This window comes from Romboutsia faecis (assembly GCF_014323405.1).
In the GTDB taxonomy this organism is placed as follows: Bacteria; Bacillota; Clostridia; order Peptostreptococcales; family Peptostreptococcaceae; genus Romboutsia_E; species Romboutsia_E faecis.
Genome location: NZ_JACRWE010000002.1, coordinates 120,751 through 136,748, shown reverse-complemented (window position 1 = coordinate 136,748; position 15,998 = coordinate 120,751). Strand labels below are relative to the sequence as shown.

The 15,998-nt window shown below is 26.7% G+C and carries 16 protein-coding genes; 5 read left to right on the top strand and 11 right to left on the bottom strand.

Annotated elements, in window-relative coordinates; translation table 11 throughout:
* Nucleotides 1-3: 3 nt before the first annotated feature.
* Together H8923_RS03995 and H8923_RS03990 are read right to left on the bottom strand one after the other, a co-directional pair.
* Nucleotides 4-1,773, bottom strand: a complete 1,770-nt coding sequence (locus tag H8923_RS03995) for a GAF domain-containing SpoIIE family protein phosphatase (RefSeq protein WP_153923861.1) — start codon at nucleotides 1,771-1,773, stop codon at nucleotides 4-6.
* A 29-nt stretch (nucleotides 1,774-1,802) separates the two neighbouring features.
* Nucleotides 1,803-2,276, bottom strand: coding sequence for a hypothetical protein (locus H8923_RS03990; protein ID WP_153923859.1), 474 nt, complete (start codon nucleotides 2,274-2,276; stop codon nucleotides 1,803-1,805).
* Between the two features lie 126 nt (nucleotides 2,277-2,402).
* Here H8923_RS03990 and H8923_RS03985 point away from each other — a divergent pair, with 126 nt between their 5' ends.
* On the top strand, nucleotides 2,403-2,879 hold the full coding sequence (locus H8923_RS03985; protein ID WP_187127839.1) for a hypothetical protein: 477 nt from the start codon (nucleotides 2,403-2,405) through the stop codon (nucleotides 2,877-2,879).
* A gap of 177 nt (nucleotides 2,880-3,056) precedes the next feature.
* On the opposite strand, the gene H8923_RS03980 is transcribed toward H8923_RS03985, so the two are convergent.
* From H8923_RS03980 to hpt, 5 genes are all read right to left on the bottom strand, one after another.
* The gene (locus H8923_RS03980; RefSeq protein WP_147542266.1) at nucleotides 3,057-3,227 is read right to left on the bottom strand and encodes a hypothetical protein; all 171 of its coding nucleotides are present in this window, start codon (nucleotides 3,225-3,227) and stop codon (nucleotides 3,057-3,059) included.
* A 148-nt stretch (nucleotides 3,228-3,375) separates the two neighbouring features.
* Entirely contained in the window at nucleotides 3,376-3,600 is a 225-nt protein-coding gene (locus H8923_RS03975) for an alpha/beta-type small acid-soluble spore protein (RefSeq protein ID WP_153923857.1), read from the bottom strand.
* Between the two features lie 90 nt (nucleotides 3,601-3,690).
* Nucleotides 3,691-4,917: a BaiN/RdsA family NAD(P)/FAD-dependent oxidoreductase gene (locus H8923_RS03970; protein WP_153924332.1), complete on the bottom strand. Its 1,227-nt coding sequence runs from the start codon at nucleotides 4,915-4,917 to the stop codon at nucleotides 3,691-3,693.
* Nucleotides 4,918-4,939: 22 nt separating this feature from the next.
* A complete protein-coding gene (locus tag H8923_RS03965; RefSeq protein WP_153923855.1) occupies nucleotides 4,940-5,875 on the bottom strand; it encodes a phosphatase PAP2 family protein in 936 nt (311 codons plus the stop codon).
* Between the two features lie 263 nt (nucleotides 5,876-6,138).
* Complete coding sequence (gene hpt, locus H8923_RS03960; protein WP_153923853.1) at nucleotides 6,139-6,663, bottom strand: hypoxanthine phosphoribosyltransferase; 525 nt, start codon at nucleotides 6,661-6,663, stop codon at nucleotides 6,139-6,141.
* Between the two features lie 263 nt (nucleotides 6,664-6,926).
* On the opposite strand from hpt, the gene H8923_RS03955 reads away from it, so the two are divergent.
* Complete coding sequence (locus H8923_RS03955) at nucleotides 6,927-8,003, top strand: pyridoxal phosphate-dependent aminotransferase (protein WP_153923851.1); 1,077 nt, start codon at nucleotides 6,927-6,929, stop codon at nucleotides 8,001-8,003.
* 73 nt (nucleotides 8,004-8,076) lie between these two features.
* On the opposite strand, the gene H8923_RS03950 is transcribed toward H8923_RS03955, so the two are convergent.
* Together H8923_RS03950 and brnQ are read right to left on the bottom strand one after the other, a co-directional pair.
* The gene (locus tag H8923_RS03950; protein WP_153923848.1) at nucleotides 8,077-8,463 is read right to left on the bottom strand and encodes a YkvA family protein; all 387 of its coding nucleotides are present in this window, start codon (nucleotides 8,461-8,463) and stop codon (nucleotides 8,077-8,079) included.
* A 110-nt stretch (nucleotides 8,464-8,573) separates the two neighbouring features.
* On the bottom strand, nucleotides 8,574-9,887 hold the full coding sequence (gene brnQ / locus H8923_RS03945; protein ID WP_153923846.1) for a branched-chain amino acid transport system II carrier protein: 1,314 nt from the start codon (nucleotides 9,885-9,887) through the stop codon (nucleotides 8,574-8,576).
* Nucleotides 9,888-10,126: 239 nt separating this feature from the next.
* On the opposite strand from brnQ, the gene H8923_RS03940 reads away from it, so the two are divergent.
* From H8923_RS03940 to H8923_RS03930, 3 genes are all read left to right on the top strand, one after another.
* The gene (locus tag H8923_RS03940) at nucleotides 10,127-11,734 is read left to right on the top strand and encodes a choice-of-anchor A family protein (RefSeq protein WP_153923844.1); all 1,608 of its coding nucleotides are present in this window, start codon (nucleotides 10,127-10,129) and stop codon (nucleotides 11,732-11,734) included.
* 17 nt (nucleotides 11,735-11,751) lie between these two features.
* Nucleotides 11,752-12,489 (top strand): glycerophosphodiester phosphodiesterase family protein, encoded by a 738-nt coding sequence (locus H8923_RS03935; protein ID WP_153923842.1) that lies wholly within the window; start codon nucleotides 11,752-11,754, stop codon nucleotides 12,487-12,489.
* A gap of 105 nt (nucleotides 12,490-12,594) precedes the next feature.
* Nucleotides 12,595-13,155 carry a hypothetical protein gene (locus H8923_RS03930; protein ID WP_153923840.1) on the top strand — a complete coding sequence of 187 codons (561 nt, stop codon included), beginning with the start codon at nucleotides 12,595-12,597 and terminating at the stop codon, nucleotides 13,153-13,155.
* 112 nt (nucleotides 13,156-13,267) lie between these two features.
* Here the strand turns inward: H8923_RS03930 and H8923_RS03925 are convergent, their stop codons facing one another.
* Both H8923_RS03925 and H8923_RS03920 read right to left on the bottom strand, forming a co-directional pair.
* Nucleotides 13,268-14,227, bottom strand: a complete 960-nt coding sequence (locus H8923_RS03925; protein ID WP_153923838.1) for a 4Fe-4S binding protein — start codon at nucleotides 14,225-14,227, stop codon at nucleotides 13,268-13,270.
* Nucleotide 14,228: 1 nt separating this feature from the next.
* The gene (locus H8923_RS03920) at nucleotides 14,229-15,857 is read right to left on the bottom strand and encodes an FAD-dependent oxidoreductase (RefSeq protein ID WP_153923836.1); all 1,629 of its coding nucleotides are present in this window, start codon (nucleotides 15,855-15,857) and stop codon (nucleotides 14,229-14,231) included.
* Nucleotides 15,858-15,998: the final 141 nt, after the last annotated feature.

The following is a 15,998-nucleotide window of genomic DNA, read 5'->3' as shown; positions in this document are numbered from 1 at the left end:
CCCCTATATATTTTTTAACATTACTATCATTATATCGTCGTCGTAACTATCTGTAGATGCAAATTCTTTTAATTCTGTTTTTATATTTTCTATAATCTTTTCTTGATTGTTATAATAATTTTTTTTCAAAAACTCTTCTAATCTTGTTATTCCGTACTCTTCTTTTTCCTTGTTTTTTATTTCTAATACCCCATCAGTGAACATACAAATCATAGGACATTCTGCAACATCAAAAATATTACTTGTGTATTCTGATTCTTCAAGTATTCCTATTGGTATTCCTTTGGCACAATTTAAATTTCTCTTTATTGAACCATCATTATTTATAATAATAGGACTATAGTGACCTGCATTTGATACTGATATTGTATTGTTTTTAGTATTAAATACACTTATTAAGCAAGTAGTAAATACTCCCATCTTATCAAATTCATCATATAGCATTTTATTTAAGTTCGTCATGATTTCTCCAGGAGTTTTATACTGATGGCAAAGAACTTTAAATGCTCCTTTTATCATTGCTACTACATAATTTGATACAATACCATGGCCCATGACATCTGCAACTATGTAAACTATATTATCCTCATCAACTCTAGTAGCATAGTAGAAGTCTCCTCCTACAACTCTTGCAGGTCTATGATAGTAATATAATTCTTTTTCATTATTGCATTCCATCTTGCTTTTATCCATTATAAGTTTTTGCTGTTCATTTAAAATATTAAGCTCATTTGCTAATAGTTTATGTTTAACATCTATAATATTGTATTCATATAGTTGCATACCAACGGCTACTTGATTGGCTAGTATACTTAATATATTTAAATCATCTTTTGTATAACTATCACTATTAGAACAAACTATACATCCGATAACCTTATTCTTATCATATAGCTTATAGTAAATATAGGTATCTATATTTACATTATTTAAAATACAAGAACTTGCACTATTGCAGTATCCTCCCATATCTTCTTTTGATAAGATTTCTCCTATAGAAGAATACACATCAGTTTTTACTTTTTTTCTTTTTTCCATGTTGTAAGAACTAGATATTTTACCTTTATATCGTTCTTCATCTATAATAATTAATGCTTCTTTGCTATTTGTAATATCACAAGCCTGCTCACTTAAGTGATCTAAAAATTCATTTAGGTTTTTATTATGATAAAGCTTTTTTGTAGCTTCATTGATTGAGCTTATAGCTCCCCTTAACTTATGCACTAGTCTTTGCATATTATTGTTTTTGGTAGTTATTTCTATTGATAAAGCTATTAAAGATGCCACCGATGATATAAAATCTATATCATAATCTGAAATAGTATCCTTTTCAGTTAAGAAACATGTCATAAATCCTACTACAATATTATTAACTATAAGAGGAAAAACAATCCTACCAACATATCCTTCTGACTTAGCCATTTCTCTTTCTTCTACTGCTCTTTTATCTTCAAATATATTCTTTACATATACTACTTTCTTTTCTTTAACTGCTTCATGTATATACTTAGGATAAGTAGAAAAATCTATTTTCACACCTATTGTTCCTCCTATGGGAAAAAGGTATGGTATTTTTTCCAATGTCTGTGAACACACTAAATAGGCATACTTGTAATTATTTTTATAAAATAAATTAACGCATGCCTTAGTTGGATGTACTACTTCTAGCATTTTTTCTATTATTTTATCTTTTATCATAAAGAAATCAGAAGACTCTGCTACCATAGATGATATCTCTACTAAATTTCTCATTTTATAAATATCCTTACTCATCCTATGCCCTCCCCACGATACTATTTATTCTATTTTATATTACTACATATGTGTTTTATAGTAAATAGAAAAACAGTTAAAAAGCTTATTACTATAATATAGTTAAAGCCAGTTAGAATGCCTATTATAATTAAACTAGACAGTAAATTTATTCCAGTTTTCCCCTTTTCATCAAGGACATTTGTTGCTTTAATTTCTATACTATTTCTTATATTTTCAAGACTACCTTTTATCCTTACTTCTAAATTTCTTTTATAAACTACATAAGTAATTTCAAGTAGAAGTACTTCTATTCCTAAAATAAACTTCATATTAAAAGCAAAAAATAAAATTAAAACTCCAAGTATAAATTTTAACGCTTTAAAAAACACGCTATCTATTTTTAAAGTTATATTTTGAATATCTTTACATTCATCCCTTAATCTATATTCTGATGATGGTAAATTTCTCATCTTAGTTTTTACTACTTCTGAGTAAAATAACTTTATTATTCCATTTATCATAAATAATTCCTCTCTTTACATAATTATTTATTTATATATTTTTACAATTATAATATTTTTTATACTTGGCAATAATTAAAAAAGAGGTATTTTGCTTATTATTCTAACAAAAGGAGTGTTTATAACGTGGAAATTGAAAAGCTAGATTTAGAGACTAGAAGTAAAATATATAGCTATACAAAAAAAATACTACGAAAATACCAAAAAGGAATTATAACAGGAAAGTTAACAGCTGATAAGTTTGCAGAAAATATATTATCAAGTGAAGATATCTATAATATACTTGATGAAAAATACACACATGAATTAGATTTTAAAAATTCATACATAAATTATATAAACACATTAATAGACATACAAAATGATAACTTATCAAAAGGTAAAAAAAAGAAGTATCAGACTAATAATAATGTAAAACCTAATATTTCACAAAAAATAAAATTAAAAAATCTTTTAGAATCTAGTGGTCGTACTTTAACTATTCCAATTGATTATCTAAATTCTAATGATTTAGACAGTATAGTAAAATACATACAAACAGGTACTATAGACCTTGGTAATGAAAGAATATATAATTATGTTAATAAAGAAAATACTCATTAGAAAAAAACTCAATATCATATATAACTTATGTTCTCATCATTTCATATTATTAAATTCGTATAAAATAACATACTTACTTTATAAATTAAATATTCTAATGACCTATTACATAAAAAGGAGCTATAAAAATGAATTTATCATTTATATAACTCCTTTTATGTTGCTATTAACTATATTCTATCCTAAAGCTTTTTCTAACTTTGATAGATGTTGTATTGGATAATATTTTAATAACTCTCTAAACTGTTCTACAGATAACCCTTCTGTTGTAGTATAAATACGTATCTTTTCATCTAAATCTGCATTTATAAAGTTTGTTTTTATTTCTTCAAAATTCACTGTACTCATAATATCACTGCTCCTTATGTAAATTTATCTCTTTAATTATTTTGTCCATAGATTAGTATTTTATTACCTTCATTTAACTTATAATTAAATAAAGCCCTATAGGATATCTAAAGATATCTATAGGGCACTGTATGTTTTTATTTGTTTATTATTGTTGTTGTTGTCTTCCTGACATTTGTTGTTCTGCCATTTCAACTAATTTTTTAGTCATGTATCCACCTACATAACCATTTTCTCTTGCAGTAAGATTTCCTTTATCAACTTGTTGATAGTTAGCCATACCAAGTTCATTAGCTATTTCTAATTTCATTTGATTTAATGCTGCTTTAGCTCCTGGTACTACTGTTTTGTTATTGTTGTTGTTACTTGCCATGTTGACTACCTCTTTTCTGTTAATTATTTTGTTTCTTGGTAGTATTATATGAAATTAGATTTTTTTAATTCAGGTAAATTATTGCATTAACTAGCAATTAATACCAGCTAAATATCCTGTTGAAAATGCTATTTGAAGATTGAATCCACCTGTATACGCATCTACATCTATAACTTCTCCAGCAAAAAATAACCCTTGTACTAATTTTGACTCCATTGTGCTAGCATTTATTTCATTTACCTTAATGCCTCCTGAAGTTACTATAGCTTCTTCAATAGGACGATATCTCTTTACTGTAAATGTAAAATTCTTAAGTAAACTTACTAGACTTCTTCTTTGTTCTCTAGAAATTTGATGAACTACAGTGTCTTTTGGGATACTACTTAGTTCAATTATTATTGGAATTAGCTTTTTAGGTAATAAATCATTTAAAGCATTTTCAAATCTTTTATTAGTATACTTTTGAAAATCTTTTTGAACTCTTTTATCAAGCTTTTCCTCATCTAAAGCAGGTTTTAAATCTACCACTATTTTATAATTCTCTTTTGTAGTATCTTTCATTCTACAACTTGCAGATTTTATAATAGGACCATCAAGACCATACTTTGTAAATTCCATTTCTCCAAAATCATCATATACTTTTTTATTCTTACTATTTAGCACAGTTATTGATACATTTCTTAATGCTAATTTTTCTAAATCTTTAACAAATCCTTCTTGTACTTCTATACCTATTAATGATGGTTTCGTGTCAATTATTGTATGACCTAGTGATTTTGCAAACTTGTATCCATCTCCTGTTGAACCTGTTAAAGGATAACTTACCCCACCTGTAGCAATAATTACAGAATCACATTTTATTTCTTTTCGATTTTTTAAAATTACTTTTTCAACTTTATCATTAGTGGCTACTATCTTATTTACTTCTGCATTTAGCTCTAATTTTACTTTTTTATTTTTTATATGTCTTTCTAATGCATCTACTACATCACGTGCTTTGTCACTTTCTGGAAAAACTCTTTTTCCTCTTTCAACCCTTGTACTTACACCTAAATTATTGAACATATCAATAACATCATCATTTGTAAATGTATAAAAAGCACTATATAAAAATTTTCCATTTGTAGGTACATTTTCTATTAGTTCCTCAATATCGCAAGCATTTGTTATATTACATCTACCTTTACCTGTTATTAATAATTTTCTTCCAACTCTATGCTGTTTTTCAAGTAGCACTACATCTAGTCCTCTATCAGCTGCTGTCGCTGCTGCTATCATCCCTGCTGCTCCTGCTCCTATTACTACTACTTTCTTCAAATAATCACCTTCTATATCTTTCTTAATCATCTAAATTTAATACTTTAAATAAAAGTGGTACTCCTGCTACTGCATAGAATACAACTAATGAATATCTAATATAATTTACTATCACACTATAAATTTCAAAGTTTTTAACTTCAAAATACTTAGGTATAAGATAGGCTGCAGATTTTAATAACATATATACTACACCTAAAGAAATTATACCTATAATAAACCTTTTAAATATTATACTTACTCTATTTTCATTCTTACTATTTCTACTAAAATTAATAGCTTGTCTATTTCTTTTATCAGTACTAAAGTTTATAAATTTATCTTCAACTATATATCCAATTACAAATCCAGTCAAAATTCCAAAGTATTCTATGTAAGATTCACTATTTATAAAGTATCCAACGATCGCGAATACAATTAATAATAATACTAAAATCCAATAATTTTTATACTTATCAACATAATCAAATAATCTTATAAAAACTACACTAAATAAAATTCCAAATATCCAACCAAAAGCCACATCTATAGGCCAATGCACTCCCAAATATAATCTTGATACACCTACTACTACTATCATAAGTATACCTAATACGTAAACCCAACTTTTCCTTGCTAAAATCATAATACTCGTCCAAAAAGACGTTGCAGTTTGAGTATGTCCACTTGGGAATGAATATCCTGTAGCAGTTGATACTCTCATCGATTCTAAACCTGGTATACCTATTGGCCTAATTGCTTTAACAAATTCCTTAACACCAGTGTTTATGACAAAATTTCCTATTATGGAAAATAACATTCTCTGACCATACTTTTTATTAATACACCAGTACATTAATGCTGATACTAACACTATTACAGGTGCTTCTGTACTAATTGTAAAAATCAAAAATACTATATTTAAAAATGGAGATCTTATACTCTGAAGAAACATTAATATCCTTAATTGAAGATCCATACTATAGTTATCCTCCTCATCTATTCTCATATTGCAATTATACATAATTTTATAAAATAAATACATCTTTATTTAATTACCTAATCTTATTTTAATCTTTTCTTTACAAAATATATAAAAAATATAAAATTTATCTAGAATGATTATTTAGCTTTTAACTCCTAATAAAATTATTATACTTTTATATAAAAAAGAGACCTATCTTAAAATGTAATATTTTAAGTGGTCTCATTTGTTAGATAAAAATTTATATAACTTATATTTTAAACATCTTCAACTACACCTATATATGGTAAGTTTCTGTATTTTTCGGCATAATCTATCCCGTATCCAACTATGAACTTATCTTCAATAACAAATCCAACATAATCCACATGCATTTTTGCAGTTCTTCTTTGTGGTTTGTCTAATAAAGTACATAATTTTAAAGATTTTGGATTTCTAGTTTGTAAAGCAGCTACTAAGTTGCTTAAAGTTAATCCTGAATCAATTATATCCTCTACAATTAGTACATTTCTTCCTTCTATATCTACATCTAAGTCTTTTATTATCTTAACTGTTCCAGAAGATTCAGTTGAGTTTCCATAGCTTGATACACTCATAAAATCCATATCTACATCTAAGTCTATATTTCTTATTAAGTCAGCTACAAATACACTAGCACCTTTAAGAATTCCAACTATTAATAAATCTTCACCTTGATAATCTTTTTCTATTTTCTTAGCTATTTCATATACTTTAGCTTTTATTTCCTCTTCAGATAACATTACTCCAGTAACTTTGAACATCTTAACCTCCTGTACTTTTCCGTATGTTTTACTTTATCAGTATACCATAAAACTGTTAACTTTTGAATATTTTCTTTTATTTTTATTTTATAATTCGTATTTTTATTTTATGCATTCTTTTATTATTGTAAATTCAATCTATAAGATAATAAACTTTTAACTTAAAGTCTTGGAATAAACTTTTCATTTGTATTATACTCTATTTATAAACATAATAATGGTATACATATAGTATACATACACGACTATTAGGAGGTATTTCAATGAGTATAAATCATGGTGCAAACTTATATGATTTATCTAGCAAATATGGTTTTTCAAAAGAAGAGTTAATGGATTTTAGCTCTAATATAAATCCTTTTGGTACATCAAAACTTGCTAAAGAATATATAATCAATAACATAGATATAGTATCAATGTATCCAGATCCTAGTTATATAGATTTAAAAAAATCTATATCAAATTATTGTAAATGTTCATATGAGAATATAGTCTTAGGAAGTGGAGCAACTGAGCTAATATCTTCATTTATAAAAACACTAAACCCTAAAAATGCTTTATTACTTTCTCCAGCATATTCTGAATATGAAAGTGAACTATCTAAAATTAATTGTACTATTACAAAATACTTTTCTAAGGCTGAAGATGACTTTAAGATAAGTATCAAAGACTTAGCTGAAAATATATCAAAAAATAACTATGATTTAATAATAATATGTAATCCAAATAATCCTACTGGATTTACATTCTCATCAAAAGAAATTGAAGAAATTCTTAAATCTACTTCATCTTTTATAATGATTGATGAGACTTACGTTGAATTCACAGATACTGATATTTATTCTTGTACTAGCTTAGTCGATAAATACAAAAATATTTTTGTAATTAGAGGTACTTCAAAGTTCTTTTCAACTCCAGGATTAAGGCTTGGTTATGGTCTTATAGGTGATAATAATTTAAAAGCTAAAATAAATTCTCATCTAGACCTATGGAATATAAATATTATCGCATCTACTATGGGAGAAATAATGTTTAATGATAAAGATTTTATAGATCATAGTACAGACGTTATACTTAAAGAAAGAGATTATCTAACTAATGAATTAAACAAGTTTAATGATCTACATGTATATGAAAGTAAAGGTAACTTTATTTTATGTAAAATAAAATCAAAAACAATGACAGCTAGTATATTAAGAAAAAAATTAATTTCAAAAAAAATAATTATAAGAGATTGTTTTTCTTTTGATGGTCTTGATGAATATTTCTTCAGAGTATGTATATTAAAACCTGAAGAAAATAGAATTTTAGTCAAATCTCTTAATGAAATATTTAGCTAAACTCTATGTATAATAAAAAAGTCTACCTCAAAATAGATTTATATTTTCTAAATCTTAATTTGAGATAGACCTTTTATTTTTCATCTTTTATTTTAAAATCCACATCTTCTATTATATTCGAATCTTTTCTGTCATTTATCATAGTCTTATATTTTTCGATTTCTTCACTCATGATTCCCAAACACCAAACTAAGACAAGTAAGTCATCAAACATTCCAAATACTCCAGTTATCATTTCAGGAATGAAATCTATAGCAGAAACCATGTATAAAATAGCTACAGCAATTGAAAAAATTACCTTTAGTTTACTAATTATGCTTACTCTACTATCTGTCATGAAATCTGGTATTTTGAATATATTTATAATAAAAAGTAAGCCGAATTTAGCATTTTTAAATCTTACCAAAACTTTTTTAAGTCCATCTAATAGCATATCTACTACTTTAATTATTTTTTCCATAAAATCACCCCTATAATATATAGCTTAAACTATATTATATATTATAAGGGTTTTTCTATAAATATACTTTTTTACTACTAATCTATTTTTCAAATATTTATATATTTTTATTATTCAGTTCCATATTTATCTTTTAATAAAAATGATGATTTTTTATCTTTTATAAATGAGCCAATTATAGCTCCGCCTATAGCTGGCAATATCCAGTTAAAACCTAATGGTGCTAGTGGTAATTTTTCCACAAATGGTGCCACTTTCCATAAGCCATTTGCTACAGTTAATAAACTTACAATTAAAGTTACATAAGCTGCACACTTAAATATATTATCATTTCTAACACGTGAACATGTCAATGATAATAAAACTAATGCCATAAGCACAGGATAAACTATTTCTAATATTGGTGCTGAGAATTTTATTATAGTTCCAACTCCAAAGTTCGATACAATAGCACTAAATACACAAACTAAAACTACTATAGTTTCATATTTTAATTTTCCATTGGTAATATTTGAGAAATACTCTCCTGTAGCTGATGTTAAACCGATTGCAGTAGTTAAACATGCTAAAGATACTATTACACATAATAATATTTTTCCTGGATTTCCAAGTAAAGCAGATGTTATTTCAACCATTAATAACGCTTGTGGAGTGTCTATTCCAAATTTAGTAGATAGTGTTGCACCTAAATATGTAAGACCTCCATAAATTAATGCTAAGGCTATAGCTGCTACTAATCCTGCTTTTATTGTTAAAGTTACCTTTTCAGATGTTTTATTATAACCTTTATTTATAATTGCATTTATAATTACCCCTGCAAAAACTCCTGCTGCTAAAGCATCCATAGTTAAATACCCTTGAGAAACACCTTCTGCAAATAAATTATTTTCTATCATAACATTTGAACTTATCTCTCCAATTGGATTTAATACTCCAAGTACGATTAATGCTATAAGAGATAAAATTAATAATGGCGTTAATACCTTTCCTACTATATCTACAACTTTTGATGGTTTTATTGTAAGTACTAATGTTAATCCAAAAAATACTACTGAAACTATAACTGGTATAACACTACCTGACGTATTTAACATCGGTTGTATTCCCATTTCATATGTAGTTGCCGCTGTTCTTGGTATAGCCAATAGTGGTCCTATACAAATAACTGCTGCTGCTCCTATTACATTTGCTAATCCCTTACCTCCTCTAATTAAAACACTTTCTAGCTTTCCTGTTCCTTTTACTACAGCTAATAAAACTAATAATGCCAAACCTACATCTGCTAATACAAATCCTCCTAGTGACGTAAGCCAATTATCACCTGATACAAGACCTAAATATGGTGGAAATAGCAAATTTCCTGCCCCAAAGAACATAGAAAATAATGCAAACCCAACTACTAATGTATCTAGATTCTTTTTCATACTTGTTCCCCCTTTTCTTGTAATTTTCTAAATTTTTAAATAATTATAAGTATATATAATTATACAATTACATTTTAATATAGTCAACTTTTGACAAGGTTTAGTATATAAATTTTTTTCTTATATTTTCATACTATCCTGCATATTTATATACTATATAATTATAATTCTCATAACTCTTATTGTCATACTCAAATCAATTCTAAGTATAAAATTTATGTAAATGGAGATGAAATTCTATGCATCTTAAAAGTAACAGTGCTAATTTCAAGTATGCAAATGACTTTAATGTTTTTGTACTCGGAAATGCTACTCAATACAATATTGAATGCGAAGGTCGTGTGGCTATTGCCAATAATGCAAATTTAGTAAATTATAATGTTGGAACCAATCTTCCTTTCTCTACATCTAGAGCAGATCTAATAATTGGTGGTAAAGTAAATATAGATGGTGGAATTAATTCTAATGGTAACACAATAATTAAAGATTATCGCAATATTATAAAGTATACTATGATTAATTCTAATAATATATCTCATGATCCTATAGTTGACGATACTATAAACTTTGAAGATACTAAAAATTACTTACAAAATGCTTCACGATTTTGGGCAAGTTTAGATGATAATGCAAGTGTCAGCTTGACTAATAATATATTAACTTTATCTGGAGAAGATATATATCTAAATATATTTACTATAGATGGCTCAAACATCAATAATTCAAATATATCCTTTGAAAATTTAGAAGTTATTGATATTATAGCCCCTAAAACTTCTACTATTCTAATCAATGTATTAGGAGAACATATATCTTTTGGTAACTTCTGCACATTGAGAAATGGTGTACCTCCTACAAATGAAGAAATAAGCTTAATAGTTTTTAACTTTCCTCAATCAAAATCTTTATACTCTACAGAAGTTTCTATAAAGGGCTCATTATTGGCTCCTTTTTCAACTGGAAATTTATACGATGGATATATTAGCGGTAATCTTATCTTAGATAATTTTGAAGGGAATATAAAACCTAAAAATATTTTGTTTAATGGCAATTTACCAGAAGTTAACTCAGAAAATAAAAACTTACTTACAATCTCAAACTTTTTTCCATCTGCTTCTAATACTGGTAAAAATTCAGGTTGTATATATGGAAAAATAAATCTTTCTACTAAAAACAATAGCTGCCTAAGATGTTCTAGTATTAATGCATCTAATATTAAAGTAGAGCTTTTTAATCTTAATAATTTAGTACTTCCTATTAAACATACTTACACTGATTATGAGGGTAACTATGAATTCAAAAACCTTAAAGAAGATTATTATTTTATTAGAATAATTTCTCCTAAAGGCTATCATTTGTCTGATGGTTATTGTAATAATAATTTTAACCCTAGAACTGGATTCTCTAAACAAATTTTCATAGATAATTCTATATATAACTTAAGTGCTTGTATTTCTCCTGAGAATACCACGCTAATAAAACCTAAAGATTACAACTATTTTATTTCTGGTATAATCTTTAAATCTCCAGTTAATACTTCCCTTTATAGCTATAGCTCTAGAGGAATTAATAATGTATTTATAACCTTATATGATAATTACAATACTCCCATTGCTTCAACATATTCTTCATGCTTTGATGGAGTTGATGGCTATTATAAATTTGAAAATTTACAATCAGGTGTTTATTATTTAAAATTTAATCCTCCTAAGTATTACTCTTTCGTAACACCTATTTACAGTGATTATTATGGTTCTAAGGCTGACGAGCATACAGGTGCTATAAGAGTTAATCTAGAATACAAAGATGTACCACATGCTTATGTAGGATTAAAAATTAAGTACTAATAAATTAAGGAGGCATCATGAAAATATTTGCTCATAGAGGAGACAGCTGGTTTTACCCTAAAAATACTATATTAGCCTTTGAAAAAGCTTTAAGTCTACCTATCTATGGGATTGAGTTAGATATTCATAAATCTAAAGATAATCAATTAGTTGTAATACACGATGAAACTATTAATCGAACATTTAAAGGTAAGGGTTTTGTGAAAGATTATACCTTAAAGGAACTTCAGTCCTTTAAGTGCAAGAAACTTCTTTTTAAAAATAATAAATATTGCAAAATCCCTTCTCTAGAAGAGGTTTTTAATCTTATAAAAGATAAAAATATTATTTTAAATATAGAAGTAAAACCTGATTCAATTAGTTATAAATTAGAAGAAGATTTGATTAACTTAATTAAGAAATATAAGCTTGAAAACAAGATACTCATATCAAGCTTTAATTATAAATGCTTAAGAAAATTTCAAAATATTGAGCCCAACTTAAAATATGGTGCCCTTTATTCTCACAAAAGTGATTATACTCCTGAAATAAATATAGTTGAACATGCAAAAAAACTAAATGTCAGTAGTATTCATATAAGCAAAAGACTTCTTAGAAAAAATATTATAGATTTAGCACATGATAATAATTTAGAAATATTCGTGTATACTGTTAATACTCCTTTATCAGTTTTAAAAATGATTAAGTATAATGTTGATGGTGTTTTTACAGATTGCCAAAGTTTAATATATAATATTTTAAATAAAAATAATTGACATTTTCTATTTATAGGAGTACATTATTTATTAAATAATTTTGCATATTTAAATTATTATTTGTATAAATTATTTATAATAAAATCATTGGAGGGTACATATTCTATGGATGTATTAAAAGTTTTTGTAGAAAATTTATGTGGAAAATTTAATAATGACGATCAAATTAATAATGAGCTTTCTAACGGAGAAGTATTACATCCAAAGGCCAGTCATATTAATGGCGTTTGTAATCACAAAATAAAAAATTTGCCAGAAAACTTTAAAGGTTACTTTGTTATAGAGGAAAGTTACTATGAACAAGGAAATAGAAAAAATATTTTACCTCACTTATTCTTATTTACTTTAAATGATGATAATAAAGTAGTATTAGAATCTTACGAGTTACCTAAAGGAGTTTCTCAAGAAGAGTTTAGAAATGATAATGAAAGTTTAGTCATGGACTACAATGAATTAGCTAAATCAGAGAAATTCACTCCTATGGTTTATAACGAAGAAAATGGAGTTTTCACTGGAGAAAGCACTAGTATGTTCTCACCTGTAACTAAATTCATTTTAAAAGAAAGAGTAGAAAATGGAATGCTTTATGTAAGTGAAGTTTTCTATAAAGGAGATAAAAAAACATTTGGGTTTGAAGATCCAATAGTATATAAAAAAATAAATTAATAGTTAATATAAATAAAAATAATGGATATGTATTAAATTATACATATCCATTATTTTTATTTATATTAGTTTTTTTCTTACTCATACCCTTATAAGCCAATCTATACATATTTTAGCAAGTTGCTCCACCAGTTATATGAAGTTCTGCATTTAATATCTCTTCTTTTCTTTCTAAGATATCTCCATTTAATAATTCATCTTGAATTTTATCAAAACCTATTCTGTCTATCATATCTCCAAATCTTTCTCCAGTTTTTCCTTGCTCTCTGTATAATAATATTGTTTTCTCTAATATCTCCTTAGCTTCTTCTATTGTATATATATTTTTCATTGGAGTTCCAGGTCTTGATAATTTCCCCCATTTACCTCCTAATATTATTTTTAAACCTCTTTTCCCTTCTTCTATTGCATCAAAATGACATTTATCTATACATAAGCCACAATTATTACATTTCTCTCTATCTATAACTAATTTTCCATCTACTACTTTAGCTGCTCCTACCTTGCAAATTAATTCAATTGCACACTTTTTACATCCAGAGCATATATCTTCATCATATTCAGGTACATGTTGCCCCATTAAACCAAAATCATTTAAACTTGGTTTTATGCAATTATTAGGACATCCACCTATTCCTATTTTAAACTTATGAGGTAGCTTTACATCGTAGTATTCATTATAAAATTCTTTATGAAGCTCACTTCCTAGTTTTTGAGTATCTAAAAGACCAAATGTACAGACAGTTCCCTTACATGGAACTATTGGTCTAACTCTTGAACCAGTACCTCCAGACTTTAATCCATCTTTAGATAAATGTTTTTTTACATTTTCTATATCATTAAATTCTATTCCAGGAACCTCTATAGTTAATCTTGTTGTAAGAGATATATTACCATTACCATACTTTTCTGCTACTTCACATACATTTTTAAGCTGGTTAACTGTTAATGCTCCATTCTCAGTTATTATTCTACAAGAAAAATGTTTACCATCATTATTTGATAAAAAACCTTGCCCTTTTACTACTTTTCTTTGTTCTGGTGTTATTTTCATCTTACTTTTTTCCCCCATTTTATAATTCCCCCACTTCTTTATTTAGTGATAATCCACCTTCTAATATATTTACGTCCTTATATCCATAGTACTTCATTTTGTTATATGTCAAATAAGCTCTTTTACCTCTTGCACATACTAAAAGAATTTTATCATCATAATCTAAGTTCTCTATTTTCCCATTTATATTTGATAAATCTAAATATAATGCATTTTCTAAAGTAGGTACTTTATTTACATCAACAATCTTATAACTATCTTTATTTTCTATAAAATCTTCAAATCTAACTATTTTTACACCTTCTGTAATTTTATTTAAAAGAACATTTGCTGCATGGCCTAGTGGAGATATTGCTGTTGAAAATGGTGGAGCATAAGCTAAGTCTAAATCTTGTAAATCACTTAATTTTCCTCCAAAATGAATTGACGTAGCTACTGTATCAATTTGCTTGTCTACGCTACCTTTTCCAAACACTTGAGCTCCTAATATTTTTTCACTATCTATATCTGCTATCAATTTTATAAACAATAAACCTGATCCTGGATAGTAATGAGCTTTATCATCTAGTGGTACTATTACACTTTCTGTATTGTATCCTAAACTTATAGCATCCTTCTCTGTAAGCCCTGTTCTTGCTGCACTTATGTCTAATAATTTTACTATAGATGTTCCTAATACACCATTGAACTTGCTTTCTTTTCCTGCTATTGTTCTTGCTACACATCTACCTTCTTTATTTGCTGACGAGCCCATTGGAGACCATGTGGATTTATTTGTTATAATATTTTTTACAGATGCACAATCACCAACTGCAAATATATTTTCATCACTTGTTTGCATATTGTAATCAACACTTATAGTTTTATTGTCTTCTAAATTTAATCCACACTCTTCAGCTATTTTAGTATTTGGCTTTATACCTACACTCATTATCACTAAATCTGCTTTGATTGCTCTTTTATTTGTTTTCACCTTACTAACTTTTTCATCTCCAATTATAGAAACTACTTTTTCATTTGTTAATATCATAATGCCATTGTCTATAAGTTTTTCTTGTAAGTATAAAGAAACCTCTTTGTCAAATCCAGGTGGTATGTTTTCGTTTGCATCTATAACAGTAGTTTTTATATTATTTTCTAATAAATTTTCTGCTATTTCTAAACCAATAAACCCACCTCCGACAACTACTACTCTTTTTATTTTCTCATTTTCTATAATACTTCTTAATTTAATTGCATCTTCAGGAGTTCTTACATAATAAATTCCTTTTAGATTTATTCCATCTAATTTTGGCTTTATAGGATCTGCACCTGTTGCTATAACTAACTTATCATATTTAAATTCTTTTTCTTCACTAGTAACTGTATTTTTAGTGATAACAGTTTTATTATCTCTATTTATCTTTAAAACTTCTGTATTTGTAATAACTTTAACTTGAGTTAATTTTTCAAAATTTTCTGGAGTATTAATAATCAAGCTTTCTTTATTTTCTATTACTCCACCAACATAATAAGGAAGACCACAACCTGCATATGATATATCCTTTCCCATTGTAATAATAGTTACATTATAATCTCTATTTTCTCTTTTAAGCTTTGCTGCCGTTTTTGTTCCTGCTGCAACTCCTCCAATAACTAAAATATTCATAATCTTCACCCCTTAGATAACTTCTAATCAATTTACACCATAATTGTAGTTAGTTTTTAATATAATGTAAAATTATAAATATTTATTGATTTATAAATTTTTCTTATAGTACAATCTCGTTATAAGGATTTCTATATTTAT

Coding starts and splice junctions, on each gene's coding strand:
- H8923_RS03995 (WP_153923861.1), bottom strand. CDS start 1,773: ATGAGTAAGGATATTTATAAAATGAGAAATTTAGTAGAGATATCATCT.
- H8923_RS03990 (WP_153923859.1), bottom strand. CDS start 2,276: ATGATAAATGGAATAATAAAGTTATTTTACTCAGAAGTAGTAAAAACT.
- H8923_RS03980 (WP_147542266.1), bottom strand. CDS start 3,227: ATGAGTACAGTGAATTTTGAAGAAATAAAAACAAACTTTATAAATGCA.
- H8923_RS03975 (WP_153923857.1), bottom strand. CDS start 3,600: ATGGCAAGTAACAACAACAATAACAAAACAGTAGTACCAGGAGCTAAA.
- H8923_RS03965 (WP_153923855.1), bottom strand. CDS start 5,875: ATGGATCTTCAATTAAGGATATTAATGTTTCTTCAGAGTATAAGATCT.
- hpt (WP_153923853.1), bottom strand. CDS start 6,663: ATGTTCAAAGTTACTGGAGTAATGTTATCTGAAGAGGAAATAAAAGCT.
- H8923_RS03955 (WP_153923851.1), top strand. CDS start 6,927: ATGAGTATAAATCATGGTGCAAACTTATATGATTTATCTAGCAAATAT.
- H8923_RS03950 (WP_153923848.1), bottom strand. CDS start 8,463: ATGGAAAAAATAATTAAAGTAGTAGATATGCTATTAGATGGACTTAAA.
- brnQ (WP_153923846.1), bottom strand. CDS start 9,887: ATGAAAAAGAATCTAGATACATTAGTAGTTGGGTTTGCATTATTTTCT.
- H8923_RS03940 (WP_153923844.1), top strand. CDS start 10,127: ATGCATCTTAAAAGTAACAGTGCTAATTTCAAGTATGCAAATGACTTT.
- H8923_RS03935 (WP_153923842.1), top strand. CDS start 11,752: ATGAAAATATTTGCTCATAGAGGAGACAGCTGGTTTTACCCTAAAAAT.
- H8923_RS03930 (WP_153923840.1), top strand. CDS start 12,595: ATGGATGTATTAAAAGTTTTTGTAGAAAATTTATGTGGAAAATTTAAT.
- H8923_RS03925 (WP_153923838.1), bottom strand. CDS start 14,227: ATGGGGGAAAAAAGTAAGATGAAAATAACACCAGAACAAAGAAAAGTA.
- H8923_RS03920 (WP_153923836.1), bottom strand. CDS start 15,857: ATGAATATTTTAGTTATTGGAGGAGTTGCAGCAGGAACAAAAACGGCA.